Below are 18,204 nucleotides of genomic sequence, written 5' to 3'. Positions count from 1 at the left end.
GAACCGTCATGGTGTTCCGACTACCCCGGCCCCGCCGGTACGGACGGCTGTCCGCCCTGGGCACCGCATTGGGGCTGGTTGCCGTCGGCGCCAGCGCGGTGGCGGCACCGATCGAGCCCGGGCAGAGCGCCGCCGTCGTGGGCGCGCAGTCCGGCCGCTGCCTGACCGTGCCCGGCTCAAGCACCACCAACGGCACCCAGACCCAGCTCTGGGACTGCACCGGCGCGGCCGGCCAGACCTGGACCTACACCGCGGACAAACAACTGACCGTCCCCGGCGACAAGTGCCTCGACGCCAGCGGACGCGGCACCACCAACGGCACCGCGGTCATCATCTGGGACTGCACCGGCCAGAACAACCAGCAGTGGAACGTCAACCGCGACGGCACCGTCACCGGAGTCCAGTCCGGACTGTGCCTCGACGCCAACGCCGCAGGCACCGCCAACGGCACCAGGATCACCCTCTGGTCCTGTCACGGCGGTACCAACCAGCAGTGGAACGTCACCCGCGACGGCACCGTCACCGGCGTCCAGTCCGGACTGTGCCTCGACGCCAACGCCGCAGGCACCGCCAACGGCACCAGGATCACCCTCTGGTCCTGCCACGGCGGTACCAACCAGCAGTGGAACTCGCCGACCCCGCCACCGGACCCGCCGGACCCGCCGGTCCCGGGCGGCGCGGGCACGTGCGACATCTACGCCTCGGGCGGCACCCCCTGCATCGCCGCCCACAGCACCGTACGAGCGCTCTACGGCACCTACAACGGCAACCTCTACCAGGTCCGGCGCTCGTCCGACAGCACGACCCGGAACATCGACGTCCTGAGCGCGGGGGGCACCGCCGACGCGAGCACGCAGGACTCGTTCTGCGCGGGGACCACCTGTGTCATCACCGTCGTCTACGACCAGTCCGGCCGCGGAAACGACCTGTGGTACCAGGGATCGAGTGTGGTCCCCGGCTCCCCCCAGAGCCGCCCGGCGATCGCGACCTCCGAGTCGCTGGCGGTCGGCGGAAGCAAGGCCTACTCGCTCTACATCAACCCCGGCAACAGCTACTGGCGGGACGGCCACCTGACCGGCGTGCCGACCGGCAGCGCCCCCGAAGGCATGTACATGGTGACCAGCGGCACCCATGTCAACGGCGGCTGCTGCTTCGACTACGGCAACAGTGAGACGACCCGAGCGGCTGACGCGGCCGGGGCGATGGACGCGATCAACTTCAGCACCCAGTGCTGGTTCGGCGGGTGCGCCGGCAGGGGCCCCTGGGTCCAGGCCGACCTCGAATGGGGGCTCTACTCCGGTGGCAGTCAGACCTGGAACCCGAACCAGCGGGCCTTCACCAGCAAGTTCGTGACGGCGATGCTGAAGAACAACGGGACGAGCCGTTTCGCGCTCAAGGGTGGGAACGCCCAGGCCGCAGGCCTGACCACGCTCTGGGACGGGGCGCTTCCGCCCGGCTACAGCCCCATGAAGAAGCAGGGCGCCATCATCCTCGGCAGCGGTGGTGACTGCTGCAAGCCCGGCGGCGGCGCGAACCTCAGCGCAGGCACCTTCTACGAGGGCGCGATGGTGTCCGGATACCCGTCCGACGCGACCGAGAACGCGGTACAAGCCAACATCATCGCCGCCGGCTACCGCTGAGTCCGCTACATCCATGAATGGAGAAACGTGATGCGACAAGGCAGCAATCGTCACCGATGGCGCACGCTGATCGCCGTGGCCACCACGTTCTTACTCGCCGTGGCCGGCATCAGCGGCATCACGCTGACATCCGCCGCCGCCGAGGCCCCCTCCCTCGCCGCGAGCGCCGGATGTGGCAAGCCCCCCACGCTGTCGAGTGGTCCGCGCTCGATCCAGAGCAGCGGCAGGACGCGGAACTACATCCTGAGGGTGCCCGCCAACTACGACAACAACCGCCCCTACCGAGTGGTCTTCGGTTTCCACTGGAACGGCGGCACCGCAGGCGACGTCGACTCGGGCGGAACCAGCGGATACCCCTGGTCGTACTACGGCCTGCGGGCGATCTCGAACGACAGCACGATCTTCGTCGCGCCCCAGGGCCTCGGGAATGGCTGGGCCAACTCCAATGGCCAGGATCTGACCTTCGTGGACGACATGATCAGGCAGATCGACGCGGGCCTGTGTGTCGACACGAACCAGCGCTTCGCCGGGGGTTTCAGCTACGGAGGCGGCATGAGTTTCGCACTCGCGTGCGCCCGGCCGACAGTGTTCCGCGCGGTCGCCGTCTACGCGGGCGGGCAGTTGAGCGGGTGCGACGGCGGCACCCAGCCGGTCGCCTACATCGGACTGCACGGCTTGCGGGACCCGGTGCTCCCGATCTCGACAGGCCGCTCGCTGCGTGACAGGTTCGTGCGGAACAACGGCTGCACTCCCCAGAACCCGCCGGAGCCGGCACGTGGCAGCCTCACGCATGTCGTCACGACCTACTCGGGGTGCCGCGCCGGGTACCCCGTGGCATGGGCCGCGTTCGACGCGGGCCATACGCCGGGTCCTGTCGATGGATCACCCGGCGACTACGAGCCGGGTGAGAGGTCGTGGACGCGGGCGGTGGTGTGGAACTTCTTCACGCAGTTCGACGACACGACGCCCACCCCGCCGAACCCGACCACGTTCCGGCTGCGCAACGAGGGTTCGAGCCGGTGCCTGGACGTCAACGGCGCCAACGCGGCCAACGGCACACCGATGATCATCTGGGACTGCCATGGCAACGCCAACCAGCAGTTCACCCAGAACGGTCAGGCGCTGCAGGTGTTGGGCAAGTGCCTGAACGTTCCCACCGACGCCGCCGCCGGCACGCGGGTGCAGATCCAGGACTGCAACGGTGGCGCCAACCAGCAGTGGGCCCTCAACAGCAACGGCACGATCCGCAACGCTCAGAGCGGGTTGTGCCTGGACGTCAACGGAGCGAGCACCGCCAACGGCTCCGCGGTCGTCGTGTGGAGCTGCCACGACGGCGCCAACCAGCGCTGGGCGCGCGCCTAGACGCACGAGAGGGCCACCTCCCGTGGGGAGGTGGCCCTTTCGGCGTGCCGCGTCAGCTCAGGGCAGGGTCCATTTCTGGTTGGCCCCGCCGTGGCAGGACCACAGGTTCACGAGGGTGCCGTCCGAGGAGTTGGCGCCCGACACGTCCAGGCACTTGCCCGAGCGCGGATTCCGCAGCGACCCGTCCGGGGACGCCTGCCAGTTCTGGTTGGCACCATCGTTGCAGGACCACAGGACGACTCTCGCCCCGTCCGCCGTACTGCCACCGCTGACGTCCAGGCACTTGCCCAACGCCTTGACCGTCGACCCCGGCGTCACCGTCCACCGCTGCCCCGCCGAGCCCCTGCACGACGAGATCTGCACCGACGTCCCGTCCGCCGAACTGCCGTTACGGGCATCCAGGCACTTGTTCGCGAGCCCCACGACCGGGCCCACGCCGGGGGTGGGTGGCGGGCTGCCGCCCAGCTCCTTGATCCGGACGTTGCGGAACGACACGTCGTCCCCCGTGCCGTGGTTCTGGATGCCGACGTGGCCTGCGAGCGAGCGGGCGGGGTCGGTGTTGGTGAAGTCATTGATCTTCACGCCGTTGAGCCAGACCTGAAGCCGCTCCCCCTCCACCAGCAGCTCGAAGGTGTTCCACTCGCCCGGCGGATTGAGCGCCGCGTCCCGTGCCGCCGTGTCCGGGGCCTTGACGGCGTAGATCGAGCCGGTCGTGCGGTCGGGCGCGTCGGTGGCGTCGATCTGGACCTCGTAGCCGTTGTCCAGTGCCGACGACGGGTCGTTCGTGGGTGGGAAGCCCACGATCACACCGGAGTTGTCGTCGCCGGGCATCTTCCAGTCCAGCTTCAGCGAGTAGTCGGTGAACTGCCGGGCGCTGTACCAGAGCATGCCCATGCCGCCGTACGAGGCGAGGGTGGCGTCCGAGTTGGTGAAGCCGCCCGGGCCGGCCTGCGACCAGCCGGTGGCCGAGCCGTTGTAGAGGGGCGTATAGCCGGTCTCGGGCCGGCAGTCGGCCTTGGTCCGGCCCGCCGCGTACCGGATGCCACCGAGCAGGTGCGCCCGTAACGCCGGCTCCGCGTACGACGCCTGGCTGTGCCCGCCGCCGGTGTAGAAGGACCGGCCACCCGCGTGGGTCTTGCACCAGCTGTGCGGGTGGTCGGCTCCCATCGAGCCACCCGAGTACGACGACTCGTCCAGCGTGGTGAGCACGCGCGCGGTGGTGCGGGGGTTGGTCCGGAAGTTGTACCACTCGTCGGTGCGGGTCCAGGTCTGCGGCAGGTGGGCGGTCGCCGCGTGCGCCCGCTCCTCCACCTTGACGTTGGCCTGCTGGACAGCGGGGTGCGAGGCGAAGTAGGCCCCGACCAGGTCGCCGTAGAACGGCCAGTTGTACTCCGTGTCCGCGGCCGAGTGGACGCCGACGAAGCCGCCGCCCGAGCCGATGTACGACTGGAACGCCGACTGCTGGGCGTCATTCAGGACGTCGCCGGTGGTGTTGAGGAAGATCACCGCCTCGTAGCGGCTCAGATTGCCGGTCGTGAAGTGGTTGCCGTCCTCCGTGGCCGTCACCGTGAAGCTGTTCGCGGCTCCGAGGTCGCGGATGGCCTGGATTCCTGCCGGGATCGAGTCGTGCCGGAAACCGGCCGTCCTGGAGAACACGAGGACGTCGTACGACGTGTCCGCGGCATGGACGGGGTGGGGCTGTCCGAGGAGGACCAGGGTGGCGAGTGCCGTGGCCGCCCCACCGAGCAGGGTTCGGGGCCGTCTGCGCATGTGCGTCGCTCCCTTCTTGGTGACCGGCATCAGGGCAGGGTCCATTTCTGGTTGGTGCCGCCGTGACAGGACCACAGGTGCACGAGGATGCCGTCCGAGGAGTTGGCGCCCGACACATCCAGGCACTTGCCCGACTGCGGATTCCGCAGCGACCCGTCCGGGGACGCCTGCCAGTTCTGGTTGGCACCACCGTTGCAGGACCACAGCTGGACCTTCGCCCCGTCCGCCGTGCTGTTGCCGCTGACGTCCAGGCACTTGCCCAACGCCTTGACCGTCGACCCCGGCGTCACCGTCCACCGCTGCCCCGCCGAACTCGTGCACGACGAGATCTGCACCGCCGTCCCGTCCGCCGAACTGCCGTCACGGACATCCAGACACTTACCCGCGAGCCCCACGACCGGACCCGCGCCGGGGGTCGGTCCGCCGCCGGGATTGAAGGTGAACGCGTCGACGTCGAAGAGGAATCCGGAGCCGCCGGCAAAGGTCAGGTAGAGGGTGGTGGTGCCGGCCGGTGCGCCGGAGACCGAGCCGCTCACGGTGGTGAAGTTCGTCCACGAGCCGGTGACCGGGACGGTGGCGGAGCCGAGGACGGTGCCGGTCGGCGAGCCGGCCCGGACCTGCACCGTGCCGCCCGCGCCGGCTGACGACACCCGGGCGCTGAACGACGTGGCGTTGCTCAGCTTGTACGGCTCGAAGGCGATCCAGTCGCCGTTCTCGATGTCACCGACGGACTTGCCGCCCTCGGCGGTCGACTTGTCGTAGGTGGTGATGCCGGACGATGTCTTGTAGTGCTCGGCCTGCCGGTGCTTCGGCTGCAGGGTGTGCTGCGTGTGCGTGGTGAGCCCGTCGTTGTCGGTGTACTCGGCGTCGAAGACCCCGAAGATGTTCGCCGCGTCGTCGTGTTCACCGTCGACCGGGATGGTGATGGTGCCGGAGCAACCGGTCTTCGAGGTGACCGGGTGGCCATGACTGTCGTGCCCGACGATGTACGTCATCTTGACCTTGGCGCAGTCGACCGTGCCGTCCTCCGGATCCGTCACGGTGACACTGAACGGCACGGTGTCGCCGAAGGCGAAGATCTCCCCCGCGGCGGGGCTGTTGATGGTCACGGTCGGCGAGGTGTTGCCGACCGTGATCCGCACGTCGGCGGTGCCGGTGGCACCCTGTGGGTCGCGCACGGTCAGCGTGGCCGTGTATTCGCCGTTCGTGCTGTACGTCTTCGTCGGGTTGGCGGCGGTGGAGCTGGTGCCGTCACCGAAGCTCCACGTATAGGTCAGTGCCCCGCCCTCGGGGTCGGACGAGCCTGCCGAGGAGAACGTCACGGTCAGCGGTGCCGTGCCGGAGGTCCGGTTGGCGCCGGCCACCGCCGTGGGCGCGCGGTTGCCGGCGCCGACGTAGTCGAAGCGGTACAGGGCGGAGTACTGGTCGCCCTGGTAGAACCCGGAGCCGTAGTCCAGCACGTAGTAGGAGCCGTCCGGTCCGAACGCGGAGTCGATCACCTGCTTGCCGGTCCAGGGGAAGCTGTCGATGGTCCCCGGGGAGCCGTCGGCGTCGAGGTGGATCGGCTTGATCCAGCCGCGGCCGAACTCCGTGGCGAAGAACTGCCCGTCGAACGACTGGGGGAACTTCGTGGGCGCGGTGACGGCGGGGTCGTAGCGGTACACCGGGCCCGCCATCGGCGACTCCGAGCCGCCGCCGAACGCCGGCGGGCTGCCGGCGTCTCCGCCGTAACGGATCCAGGCGGCCTTGGCGGGGGGCAGGGTGCTCAAGCCGGTGTTGTGGGGCGAGTTGTTCGTCGGCCCGCCCGTGCAGTTGTACTTCGCGCCTGCCGTGTTGGTGGCGAAGTCCCACTCGGCGTACGTCTCGGAGCTCGTGTTCGTGCCGGTGCAGTAGGGCCAGCCGTAGTTGCCCGGGCCCGTGACGCGGTTGAACTCGACCTGGCCCTGCGGCCCGCGCGTCGAGGTGTTGCCGGCATCGGGGCCGTAGTCGCCGACGTAGACGACGCCGGTGGCCTTGTCGACGCTCATCCGGAACGGGTTGCGCAGGCCCATCGCGTAGATCTCCGCCCGGGTCCTGGCCGTGCCGGGCGGGAACAGGTTGCCTGCCGGGATCGAGTACGACCCGTTCTCGTTCACCTTGATCCGGAGGATCTTGCCGCGCAGGTCGTTGGTGTTGGCGGCGGTGCGCTGCGCGTCGAAGGCCGGGTTGCGGTTGGTCCGTTCGTCGAGTGGGGAATATCCGGCGGACTCGAACGGGTTGGTGTCGTCGCCGGTGGACAGGTACAGGTTGCCCGCCGCGTCGAAGTCGATGTCTCCGCCGGCGTGGCAGCAGGTACCTCGGTCGGCCGCCACATCGAGGATGTCCACTTTGCTGGACTGGTTGATCGTGAAATCGGCGTTGAGCGTGAACCGGGAAAGCCGGTTGACGCCCTGCCACGCCGACCAGTTGCTGCCGGTGGTCGGTGCGTCGCCGCCTGGTGTGGACAGCGGCGGGGCGTAGTAGAGGTAGATGTGCCGGTTGGTGGCGAACCCCGGGTCGATGCCGATGCCCTGCAGGCCGTCCTCGTCGTGCGCGTACACGGGGATGTTGCCGATCACCTTGGTGTTGCCGCCCGCATCCGTGCGGCGCACGGTCCCGTTGCGAGCGGTGTGCAGCACCGACCGGTCGGCGAGGACGGCCAGCGACATCGGCTCACCGACCTCCGCGACCCCGCGGGCGAGTTGAACCTGCTGGAAGTCGGCGGCGTTGATCGGGTGCGCCGAGGCCGGGGGCGCACTGGATAAGGACGCGACGATAGCGGCCGCGATCAGGAGCAGAGCCGAACCGATGGCCTGCCAACGCGCGACCGCAGCCCTCTTCTTGATTTTCATGAACATGACAATGCAATCCCCTTCCTGAACAGGTGGCTGCCAGGCTTGGGGCGCGCGCTGCCGCGCCGATGCCGTAGCGGGATGTCGCCGCCTCGGCCCGCAGGGTGTGCTTCAGCAGGCCACTACGCCGAGCGGGGGCAACAGCTCGGAAACAGGAGAAGTCGATGGTTGCCGCGCTGTCGGGTCACATCGACGACCGTGACGGTACACCGACAAGGCTAGAGGACTTCGGCCCACCATGTCCACGCTTCCCTCCGGACCAGCCAGGCTTTTGGTCTGGTGTGGAGCAGGTTTCGAAGGGTCCGAGCCGTGTCAGGACTCGGCGCCCTCTCCCACCCGGATCGGCGGGGCGCAGACGGGTGCGTGACCGCCGCCGCCCGCGCGACAACCCGGCCGAGCCCGGCCACGCCTTCGAACGAGTTGGAGGCCGACGAGCGGCCGTCGACAATGGAGGCCGAGGAAGCGTCGCGGCGCTTTCACACAGGTCTCGCCAACTGTGCGGACTCCCCCGGACCGTGAAGGCCTGACCTGGCATGACACGCCCGTCCCTGGATCGTCGACTGGACGCCGCTGGACGGTCGTTACGGCCTGCGCCATGCGGTACCGCGCACCCACGCGACTTCCCTGCCCGGCGCGCGCTACCTGGACTGGACCCTGGTCGACCCCGCAGGCAAGGCCGTCGACGCACCGGCGGCGCTCGCCGCGTAGGACGGCGCGAGCAGCTCCTCCACCGAAGCGCTCTTCGCCGCCGAGCAGGCCGCCCCACCCTCGCTGTCGGCAGGGAACGACCGGGCCAGGGTCAGCTTCAACGCGCTGTAGCGCTGGACTTCATCGGGCCGCCGGCGAAGGTGATTACGGAGTAGGACGTGATCAAGGTACGGCTCCGAGCCCGCGACCACGCCGTACAGATGATGTTCGGGAACCGCAGGAGGGACCTGCCAAGCCTGCCGTCCCGAATCCCCGGATCGCCTTCGTGTCGGTAGCCCTCTCCAGCGAGACGGGAGATCACCTCGGGCATGACAGCCTCCTCGGACACCACGAGGTCGAGGTCGAGGACCGGCTTCGCGGGGCACCCGGCACGGCTGTCGTCCAGCTGCGCGAGGCCGGCCTCGGCGCGGTCGGCGATCTCGGGTTCATCGGCCTGGACACCATCCCTGACGACCCGGTGGTGTCACCGGCTTCAAGGCCGCCCGGAACAAGCCCTTGACCAGGGCGAACAAGAAGGCGAGCGATCTGGTCGCCGCCGAGCGGGCGGCGTGCGAGCAGGCCTTCGCCCACCTGAAGAACTGTCGTGTCCTCCCCCAGCTGCGCATGTCAGCTCGTTACGCGACACGCTCTGAGTCCTGGTCGTGCTGACCAACAGATCGCCCGCTGACAGACGATTGTGCCGGCGGACAAGCACCCACGAGCAGCGCGAGTACACGACCAAGGGTTCACACCAACCCTGCGACCGGCAACCTCACGTGAGAAGAGGCCCAGTGGTCGGGGCCTTCGCCGTGCCGTTCACGCAGGACCAGCAGTTGCGGAACACCTGTCAGGGAGTGCTGCTGGGGATCACGCAGTTCTTCGGCTGTTCCCTGCCGGTGGGCCAGCCCAGGCCGACGAACTTCAGCTTGCCGGGGCCCTCCCGGCCCGGGTCCAGCTTTACGACCGCGGCCGGCTTGTCGTATGCGTTTCCGCCGCTGGTCAGGCATATCAGGCCGCTTGTGCCCTGCACACGGTGGCGGGACTGGAGCAGCGACCACTGCCGGCCGACGTCCTCAAGGGCGGGCACCGCCTCGGCGCCGCCGCTCTGCACCTGGTGCAGTGCCTTGCCGATGGTGATGAGGCCGTCGTACACGAGCATCGTCCGGGAGTCCTCCAGGTTCGGGGCGGAGCCGAGGCTCGTCCCCTCGCTGCGCGTGGTCTCGATCCGCTTCTTCAGCGTGTCCAGGGCCGCCTTGGGCTCGGTGAGGTACTGGGGGAGCTCCTGCGCGGTGGGTGCGCGGTCGTGGGCCGCGTCCCACTGCTTGTTCCAGCGGGCCAGCTCGGCACTCCAGGCGTCCGGGTGCGCGGGGGCGGCGTACTGCACCGTCACCTTGGCCCGGCCGTCCTCGCCGCGCAGCTGTGCCCAGTCCTTCTCCGACATGTCCTGCCGCAGCGAGGCGGCGTCGGAACCGCTGACGATGGTGTAGTGCCGGTCCTCGCAACCGACCTGGGCGAGCTTGAGCGCGAAGATCCGCAGGTGCAGCGTGCGTCCCGCGAAGTAGACGATGTCGGCCTGGGAGTCGCAGATGTTGTTGGCCAGCTGGGTGAACTGGTTGCCGGTCGAGCCCGGCTCGTCGATCGCCGGGGACTCGAAGGGCATCGGGGCGGGACCGGCCGGGCCCTTCTCCCTGATCCCGCTGAACGCCTTCGCCAGCGACTCGTTGTAGCTGTCGGCGCGCTTGTCGTAAACCAGTACCGTCTTGAGGTTCTCCCGGCCTCGTTCGCCGTTGAAGTTGGCCAGCGCCTGGGCCGCGTCGTGGTTGGTGGGAATGATTCGGGCCAGGCCGGGGAACCGCGCCTTCTCCATCCCGTCCGCCGTGTCCTCGTTGGCGATACGGTCCCCGCTGATCCGGGAGGCGAGCACCGGGATCCTGTGCTCTGCGAGGCGTTTGACGGCTGCCTCTGTCGTGTCGAGGCTGAGGTTGAAGCCCGTCACGGCGCGCAGCCGGTCCTCCGGCGAGTCGGCCATCCGCACCAGGGTGTCCACGACCTTCTTCTGCTGCTCGTAGTTGCGCCCGGGGTTGGCCAGTACCAGCCGGATCTTCGGCGGTTCCCCCTCTCCCTCGTTGGCCTGCCGCTGCCCCAGATACGCGCCTTGGAGGTCGCTGCGCATCTGCCGGCGCAGCGCCGCTTTGTCCGACTGGAGCGGCAGCATCATCGCCACCGTGACGTGGGGCTGGCCGTCGATCCTCTTGTTTTCCTGGGCGATGGCCCGGGCCACGTCCTTGATCTCGGGAGTGCCGAAGTCGTAGCCCCCGCTGTTGACGCCTACGCACTCGCCGCCGGTCCGTACGACGCCGTCGGCGCAGGTGTCCTCCCGTTGGGAGAGTTCGCAGGCGGTGAAGCCGAGCACCACGATCAGTACCAGGCCCAGCACCGCGATGAGGATCTTCTTCCATCTGGGCATCCCCGTTACCTCCCTTGCCCGAGCCGTGGGGTACACGTGCAGCGCAGCAGCGGTTGCTCGTTCGCCGCCAGGGCTTTCCACTCCGTGGCGGTCGGGTCGAGTTGTCCGGCACCGTCGAAGTCCATGCCCACGAGGCGTGTCAGCAGCGTGGACAGGGTTTCGGCCGTCTCGCCGGTCGATCTGGTCCGCTCCTCACACAGCCACACCGTGTGCAGCAGCTGGTCGACGGTGCGGCGCAGCGCGGGTCCGTCCACCGGCACCAGGCCCTGGGCGCGTTTCCGCCGGGTGTCCGCCCCCCGCGGATACGGCGCCTGGGCGATCTCCAGCAGCTCCGCGGACCACTCCTGGGGGCGGCCGGGCAGGGTGGCGGTCAGATGGCGGACCACGTCGTCCACGCCGCCGGAGACCAGGTGGTGGTTCATCCGGTGCGCCGTGACCGAGCGGAACGCCCCGCCGTCCGGCGCATCCTCGGCCGTACGGCTTGTGTAGTAGTCGCGCAGCAGGTGGTGATCGGCGTACCAGGCGGCGCCGTCGGGGCTGAGGCCGTACAGCCGGTGCAACAGCAGCTGGCGCAGTCCGAAGTCCCCGATGAAGTGCCGTTCGCAGCTTGGCCATCCGGTGTCAGTGAGATGCCGCAGGACCTGATGTGCCGTCAAGTAATGGACGCGGCCCTCCTGATGGTGGCGGAGCAGGACGTCCGCGCACTCCTCGTCGTGTGCCACCGCCAGGTGGGTGAGCAGATCGAGCCACTGGTCGTGGTGTACGTCCGGCAGCCGCACCGGCAACTGGTCCAGGACCAGTTCCTTCAGCAGTACGTCCGCCACCGGCCGCTCGGGGGCGCCTCCGGGGAACTGGAACGGGGCGTCCAGGAGGTCCCGGTCGTTGGCGTCGGCCGGCATGCGGAAGGCGGCGGCAGCGGTGGCCAGCCGGATCACCGTGTGCGGCCGTCCGCCGCTGAGCCGGGCCACGGCGGCATCGATACGACGGCGGTTGGCGCCGCCCTCCGGTTCCCCGCGTTGCTGTCTTCGCTGGGTCTCTCTGGTGAGTTGGTCGTCGGTGAGCAGGGGCATGCGCAGCAGGAGCACCCCCTCGGCCAGCGGTGCCCCGTCCCTTCCCGGCGGCGTGGAGCGGGACCACGCAGGAGGGCCGCCGTCGGCGGGCCGGAACTCCGCCGGGGGAACCCGGGCAGGCAGGCCACCGTGCAGGAAGGCGCCGCCGTCCTCCCGGCGCGCCGTGCCCACGATCACCACGCGGTCGTATTGGCCGTTCCGGCGGTCGATGAGTACGGCGCTCAGCAGCCGCTCCCCCAGTGGCGTCTCGGCGTGGTCCAGCAGCAGCCCGGGACGGCCGACCCGGCTCAGCCAGCCGAACGCCCCGGTGTACGACGCCTCGAGGTCCTCGCGCAGGGCCCGGAAAAGGAAGTTCTCCGCGAGCTTGCGGTCCTCGCCGCCCTGCTTGAAGTCGATGGCGAGATCGAGCAGCCCGTGCTCGCGCTGACCACCCGCACTGGGATACGCGCCGTAGATCCGTTCCAGTTCCGCTCTGCCCCGGGGCGCCAGGTTCTCGAAGAGGGCGTCCAGCAGCGCGGTGCCCGCGGCCGCCGGGTAGGGGCTGAGCATCTGCCCGGTCAGGGTCGTCAGCAGGTTGCGGATGGTGCCGCGGAGCACGCCCCGCCAGAAGTCGCCCGTGCCCAGGCTGTGGAGGCGCCCCCGCTGGGGCAGTTCCTCGTACCGCTGGACCTCCGTCGCGATCGCCGCAGGGGTGCCCGCCGTGACGTTGGTGGCGATCATCGCGAGGCCCGCGAAGAGCCGCGGGAAGGCGAACGAGCCGCCTGTTCCGCGCCAGGTGCACAGCCGCCGGGCGATCTCGAAGAGAGCCTCGGTGACGTCCGAGCGGGCGCCCTGCTCCGGCCGGGCCCGGTCCGCGTGTATCGGGGAGGCGCAGTCCAGATGGATCACCGGCACCTTGGGGGCGAAACGGTCCCGCACCACGCGCAGCAGCCGCCCCTTGCCCATCCCGGGGCCGCCGGTGACCAGCACCACGGGAAGGTCGGGGCCGTACAGGGGATCCCGGCCGGCTCCCTTCGGCGACCGCGCGAACAGGTGCGCGAAGAACCCCTCCTCGTCGTCCAGGAGTTCCTCGAACCCCAGGTCTTCACCCACGGAACCCCCCATGGAAGAGCTCTCCCGCCCCAGGAGCGGATGACCGGTGACCGTTGCGCCAGAAAACAATCAGTGGAACACGAGTCTTTCTGTCGGGCAACGGTGCCTACAGGGAAGGGAAGTTGAGGAGTAGTGAAGCGCGCGAAGCCCCAGTGGTGACGCCGGAAGGGGCTCGGTCAGGCTGGTGTCGCCGTGGGTATGTCGCGGTAAATGGTGAGGAGTTCGCATTTCGGATCCTCTCCGCCGCTACGATCGCCCGTTATGGACCGGCTCGGGCGCACCGCGAAGCTGAGGCAGTGGACCAGAAGGGGAACTCGCGCTCTGCACCAGCCCCGCTGCGGTCCGAGCGCGGACGGCACCGCCCGACCAGCTCGAACAGCGCCTCGCCGCCCGCCTGTTCGGCCAGCAAGCGCGCGATCAGACCGGCCTGGTAGGCCGAGAAGCCGACCGGCGCCTGGTACCCCCGCCCCGCCAAGCCGTACTCGTCGTACGGGCCCCCCTGCGGGGCCCATTGCAGCGTGGCGCCGGTCAGATCATCCAAAAGCACGCGGACCGGCTCTATCTCCCTCAGCTGTCCCACGCAGTGGATGCCGACGTCCCACTCCCAGCCGCGCCGCCGGTAAGCGTGGGTGCAGCCGCCCGCGGTGTGAAAGCGAGCTGTTCGCTTCCCGGTCACGCAGCCGCATCGCCGGGGGCGACGACCTGTGGCCGGCTCAGGGGACCGCAGTGGCAGAGAAGGTTGGGAGCGTAAGCCAGTCCCCGTTACGAGCAGGTCGTTGCTGAGCTGCGGATGTGGTCGAACAGCTCTCCTCGGCCTCGCGAGCTCCCTGTGGTCATGGCCGAGCGGGGCCCCTGGTCGCTCGGGACATCAGGGTGCGGTAGCAGACCTTTCCCATGGGGCCGAGGGGCATCTCGTGCAGGATCAGGAGACGTTCAGGGTGTTTCCGGCGGGCCAGGCCGCGGTCCCCCAGGTGGGTCGTGAGGTCGGACAGCGTGGGAAAGGGTGTGCCCGGGACCGGGCGGATGCAGGCGCACAGTCGTTCCCCGAGGTCCGGGTCGGGCACCGGGACGCAGACCGCCTCGGCCACCGCTGGGTGGGTGCCCAGTTCGCGTTCGACCTCGGCGAGGCTGATGTTGAGACCGCCGCGCACGGCGATGCGTTTGAGCCGGCCCAGGACCTGCAGCCTTCCGCGTTCGTCCAGTCGGCCTAGGTCGCCCGTGCGCACCCAGCCGTCGGGGGTGCGGTAGCGGGCGTCCAGTTCGGGCGCGTTGACGTAGCACAGGGGTGTCATGGGGCCCAGGGCCTCGATCTGACCGGTCCGCCCGGTGGGGAGCGGCGTGCCGTCGGGTCCGGTGATCCGGATGCGGGCCACCGCGGGGTCCGGGGTGCCGACGCTGTCGCCCGGCGAGTGGTCTTCTCCGGCCGTGTGGCAGTTCACGCCGTCCGACGAGCCGTAGACGGTCACCACCGGTCGGCCGAACCGTTCGCGGCATGCCTGTGCGGTGGCCGCCGGCAGAGTGGCGCCACTGGAGACGACGGCACGCAACGACGAGGTGTCCTCCTCCGGCCGCGCCGGGAGGTCGGCGATGCGCCGGAGCATGGTGGGCACCGCGAAGAGGTGGGTGGGACGATGCTCGGCGACCATCCGCAGCGCTCCGGCCGGGTCGAAGTCCGACTGCACGATGAGTGTGCCGCCGAGGGTGGCGAGGGTGACCGGCGTGCCGAGGGATCCGTATGAGGAGGCCAGCGGGACGAGGACGAGGTGGCGGGGCGGCACCGTGGCGTCGGGGTGCAGGCTCCGGACGTACCGCGCACGGCCGCCTGCCAGGGCGTGATGGCTGTAGGCGACCATCTTCGGCTCGGCTTCGGAACCGGACGACACCAGGATGCGGGCGGGTCCGTACGGTTCGCCCCGCCGTGGCCGCCAGGAGTGCCGGGCCGGGGTGCGCGGAGCGTGCAGCCCGTGTGTGCGTCCGTCGCCCGGGCCGGGGGCGAACACGGTACGCAGGTGCGGGAGATCCGCGACGGCCTGTGCGCGGCGGGCCGATACGAAGACGGCGCCGCGGGCACGCGAGCGGGTGAGCAGCGCACGGACGTCCCGGTCATCGCCGCCCGGAGGGATCGGGAGGGCCACCGAGCCGATCGCGTAGACGGCGAGTTCCGCGGCCACGGCGTCGCGGCCGTTGGGCAGCAGGAGTGCCACCACGTCCCCGTCACCCAGTCCCGCCTGGACGAACAGGGCGGCGATCCGGCGCACTTCGGCGTCCAGCGCCGCGTAGGGCAGCACTCCGGCGTCGTCCACCAGCGCCTCGCGGTCCGGGTGTTCGCGGACCCGGGCGGCGAACAGTGCGTAGAGGTCGGTGTCCGGGCACAGGCCCGCCGTCACCCAGGCACGTCGCTGGACGCGGGGCACCAGATCCGGGAAGGACACTCCGGCACGTGAGATCCACACCGGTTGCCCGCCCCGGCCCGCGAGCGGGACGGTACCGTGCCGGGTCGCGGGGGCGGCTGTCATGCGAACTCCCAGGGCGCGTACGGGCGGGCGTGGCCGGTGACCGGATCAGGTGGTGCGACGGCCCGCCGGAAGGCCGGGTCACGAGCCAGAGCCGTCAGGTCGGTGAGAACAGGGGTCGCGGTCAGACCGGCCTCGGCCAGCCGTGCCGTCCACTCCTCGGTGGTGTGGCGGACGAAGCGGGCCGCGAGGTCTTCGGTGGCCGTGGGACCGGCGCTGTCCAGCAGGCGGAGCACCGCCTGGGGGTGCGCCCGGGCCGCGGAACCGAGGCACAGATGGCCGTCCGCCGTGCGCACCGGCCGGTCCAGCGCAGTCCAGCGGGCCCGGTGCGCGGGGCGGGGGACGAGGGCGGCCGCGGAGACCAGGGAGGAGTCGACACGGCTGCCCCGGCCGGTCGTCTCCCGGGCCGCCAGCGCGGCCAGCACCCCCTGGGCGCACACCAGCCCGCCGAGCACGTCGGTGAGGGTCATCAGGGAGGGGGCCGGGGGCTGGTCGGCCGGCCGTACCGCAGCGGCGAGGCCGCCGTGCACCTGGGCGAGGTAGTCGGTGCCCAGAGGTGGCCGGTCGCCGAAGGCGTCCCCGAAGCCGGACGCCCAGGCGTACACCAGGGCGGGGTGGCCGGGCAGCAGTTCGCACGCGTCCAGGCCGAGCCGCGCGGCCTTTCCGGGGGCCCAGTTGTGCAGGAAGACGTCGGCCTCGGCGATCAGCGCGCGGACCGTGTCCCGGCCCTGCGCGGTGGTGAGGTCGGCCTCTACCACCGGCTTGCCCGCGTTGAGAGCGGAGAACCGGGCCGAGCAGTCCCCCGCCAGCGGAGGGAGCCAGCGCATCGGGTCGCCGCCGGGCGGTTCGATCCGGACCACCTCGGCACCCAGCATCCGCAGGACGTGCCCGGCGAGCGGACCCTGCACCCTGCGGGTCGACTCCACCACCCGCAGACCCGCAAGCGGCAGGACGGCGCCCAGGACCGGCACAGCAGGGCGTGGGCCGGGCACGGCGGTGTCCGGGTGCGCCCGGGCTTCGGGGACCGGTGCCGGTCCTGGAGTGAGACTCCAGGGGGCCGGGCGGGCGGCGGGGGCCGGGTCGGAGCCGACGGCGAGGAGGCTGACGCCGGTGTCGTTCGCGGCGGCCCTCAGCTCCGCCATCGTGCGGCGGAGGGCGGCCTGGCGCAGTTCCTCGGGCAGCGGGCAGACGGCGGTTGCGAACCGCTGCTCGAAGGGCAGCCAGCCGCGGCCGGCGAGTGCGGGAGCCACACCGAGCCGTGCCCAGAAGTCCCGCCATGCCAGGGGGTCGAGGGTCTCGACCTCGACACGGGCGTCGTCGGCCGTCTCCAGGGTCGCCAGGCCACCTGGCTGCGGCACGTCGGGGGGCGCCACCGGCGCGTGTGGCGAACCCGGCTCGGGCGAACAGGAGTCGTCGCGGGCCGTCGCGGCGGCGAGGTACTGGCCGACCGCCAGGAGCGCCCCCTGAGCCACCGAGGTCCGGACCTCGCGCAGGTCCAGGCCGCGGGCCCGCGCGACGTGGAGAGCGGTCGCCCCCTGGGCGGCGAGCACCCCCGCCACCACCGAGGCGTAGTCGACGGCCAGCGGGAGCGGGCCGCCCGTCGCCCGGCCGTGGACCTGCATGAGGCCGCAGGCGGCCTGTACGGCGTGCTCGTCCGGCAGGTCCGCGCCGACCGGCCCCGACCAGTCGACGGTGCACCGCACCGCTTCCCGGCCTGGACCGCTCGTGTCCGGCAGGCCCGGCGCGGCGTGCCGCAGCAGCCGGCCGGCGATCGTGGCGGCGACGGCGGTCCGGGCCGTGGCGCGCAGGCGCGGTGTCACGGTCGCTCCCGGCCGGGCCGCCGGCCCTGCACCGAGTACAGGATGCTGGAGGCGGCGCGGAAGGACGGGTGCCGCATCAGCCGTCCCACCCGGTCCAGCTCCTCCTCGGTCATCCCCTGTTCCGCCAGCCGGGAGCGGAGGTTGCGGGTGTGGTTCAACTGGAGTCCGAGGCCGGGGTCCTGGGCGTGCCGTACGCCGATGTGGAGGTGGACGTCGATGGCGGTCAGTCCCGCCGCCCGCAAGGCCGCCGGCACCTTCCGTCCCCAGTGGGGATCGCCGCCCGCGGCGCGCAGCGCGGCCTTCTTGGCCCGCAGGAACCGGACGTACAGCGCCTCGGCCTCCGCGTCCGGAGTCAGCAGGGGCGGCTCGTAGGAGGCGTCGATCTCGTCGATCTGCAGCAGACCGCCGGGTTTGAGGGCGCGCACCAGTTTGTGCAGGACGGCGTCGCGGGCGGGCACGTGCTGCAGGACCAGGCGGGCCACCACGAGGTCATAAGCCGCCTCCGGAAGCGGGTCGCGGGCCACGTCGAGGACCGCGACCTCCAGGCCCGGGCCGGGTGCCATGTCGCGCGCGTCGAGGTCGGTGGCGAGCACCGACCCGCCCGGTGCCACCCGTTCGGCCAGCCAGCGCGCGATGCTGCCGCCGCCGGCGCCGACCTCCAGGCAGTGCCAGCCCGGACCGACACCGGCGGCGGCCAGGCGGGGCAGGGTCACCGGGTCGTAGGCGGCGGCCAGGCAGCGGTGCTGGTCACGGCTGTGCGCGGTGCCGTTGCGGAAGACCGCGTGGGTGCCCTCCCGGGCGGGAGCGGGCTGGGACACGGTGTGGCTCCTCTCGTCAGAACGCGGCTCGGACAGGCCAGGCGTCGTCATGTACGGCGGGCCGTGACAGGCCCGGCCCCGTCATGTACGGCCTG

The 18,204-nt window shown here is 70.8% G+C and carries 10 protein-coding genes and 1 pseudogene; 3 read left to right on the top strand and 8 right to left on the bottom strand.

Translation table 11 applies throughout. From position 1 onward, the window contains the following. Positions 1 to 8 precede the first annotated feature (8 nt). On the top strand, positions 9 to 1,640 hold the full coding sequence (locus FDO69_RS16275) for an arabinofuranosidase catalytic domain-containing protein (RefSeq protein ID WP_234387958.1): 1,632 nt from the start codon (positions 9 to 11) through the stop codon (positions 1,638 to 1,640). A gap of 30 nt (positions 1,641 to 1,670) precedes the next feature. Further along, entirely contained in the window at positions 1,671 to 3,002 is a 1,332-nt protein-coding gene (locus FDO69_RS16270) for a ricin-type beta-trefoil lectin domain protein (protein ID WP_199838288.1), read from the top strand. A gap of 57 nt (positions 3,003 to 3,059) precedes the next feature. On the opposite strand, the gene FDO69_RS16265 is transcribed toward FDO69_RS16270, so the two are convergent. The 3 genes and pseudogenes from FDO69_RS16265 to FDO69_RS43045 all read right to left on the bottom strand — a co-directional run bounded on the left by FDO69_RS16265 (position 3,060) and on the right by FDO69_RS43045 (position 8,660). Continuing rightward, positions 3,060 to 4,772, bottom strand: coding sequence for a ThuA domain-containing protein (locus tag FDO69_RS16265; protein ID WP_104780579.1), 1,713 nt, complete (start codon positions 4,770 to 4,772; stop codon positions 3,060 to 3,062). Between the two features lie 29 nt (positions 4,773 to 4,801). Next, the gene (locus FDO69_RS16260) at positions 4,802 to 7,648 is read right to left on the bottom strand and encodes a carbohydrate-binding protein (protein WP_104780531.1); all 2,847 of its coding nucleotides are present in this window, start codon (positions 7,646 to 7,648) and stop codon (positions 4,802 to 4,804) included. A gap of 632 nt (positions 7,649 to 8,280) precedes the next feature. After that, positions 8,281 to 8,660, bottom strand: a pseudogene (locus FDO69_RS43045) (GrpB family protein). On the opposite strand from FDO69_RS43045, the gene FDO69_RS41185 reads away from it, so the two are divergent. Continuing rightward, entirely contained in the window at positions 8,616 to 8,849 is a 234-nt protein-coding gene (locus FDO69_RS41185) for a hypothetical protein (protein WP_167526597.1), read from the top strand. The pseudogene FDO69_RS43045 and the gene FDO69_RS41185 overlap by 45 nt on opposite strands. 327 nt (positions 8,850 to 9,176) lie before the next feature. On the opposite strand, the gene FDO69_RS16250 is transcribed toward FDO69_RS41185, so the two are convergent. The 5 genes from FDO69_RS16250 to FDO69_RS16230 form a co-directional block, all read right to left on the bottom strand. Continuing rightward, entirely contained in the window at positions 9,177 to 10,796 is a 1,620-nt protein-coding gene (locus tag FDO69_RS16250; protein ID WP_107502210.1) for an ABC transporter substrate-binding protein, read from the bottom strand. A gap of 5 nt (positions 10,797 to 10,801) precedes the next feature. After that, a complete protein-coding gene (locus tag FDO69_RS16245; protein WP_104780576.1) occupies positions 10,802 to 12,958 on the bottom strand; it encodes a hypothetical protein in 2,157 nt (718 codons plus the stop codon). An 833-nt stretch (positions 12,959 to 13,791) separates the two neighbouring features. Next, positions 13,792 to 15,474 carry a class I adenylate-forming enzyme family protein gene (locus FDO69_RS16240; RefSeq protein ID WP_104780528.1) on the bottom strand — a complete coding sequence of 561 codons (1,683 nt, stop codon included), beginning with the start codon at positions 15,472 to 15,474 and terminating at the stop codon, positions 13,792 to 13,794. Continuing rightward, positions 15,471 to 17,291: a CoA transferase gene (locus tag FDO69_RS16235; RefSeq protein ID WP_199838287.1), complete on the bottom strand. Its 1,821-nt coding sequence runs from the start codon at positions 17,289 to 17,291 to the stop codon at positions 15,471 to 15,473. Before FDO69_RS16235 ends, FDO69_RS16240 begins: the two co-directional genes overlap by 4 nt. Then, complete coding sequence (locus FDO69_RS16230; RefSeq protein ID WP_234387957.1) at positions 17,288 to 18,109, bottom strand: class I SAM-dependent methyltransferase; 822 nt, start codon at positions 18,107 to 18,109, stop codon at positions 17,288 to 17,290. The genes FDO69_RS16235 and FDO69_RS16230 overlap by 4 nt, the downstream gene beginning before the upstream one ends. Between the last annotated feature and the right edge of the window lie 95 nt (positions 18,110 to 18,204).

The organism is Streptomyces tibetensis (genome assembly GCF_007655005.1).
GTDB lineage: Bacteria > Actinomycetota > Actinomycetes > Streptomycetales > Streptomycetaceae > Streptomyces > Streptomyces tibetensis.
This window is presented reverse-complemented; position numbering and strand designations above follow the sequence as displayed.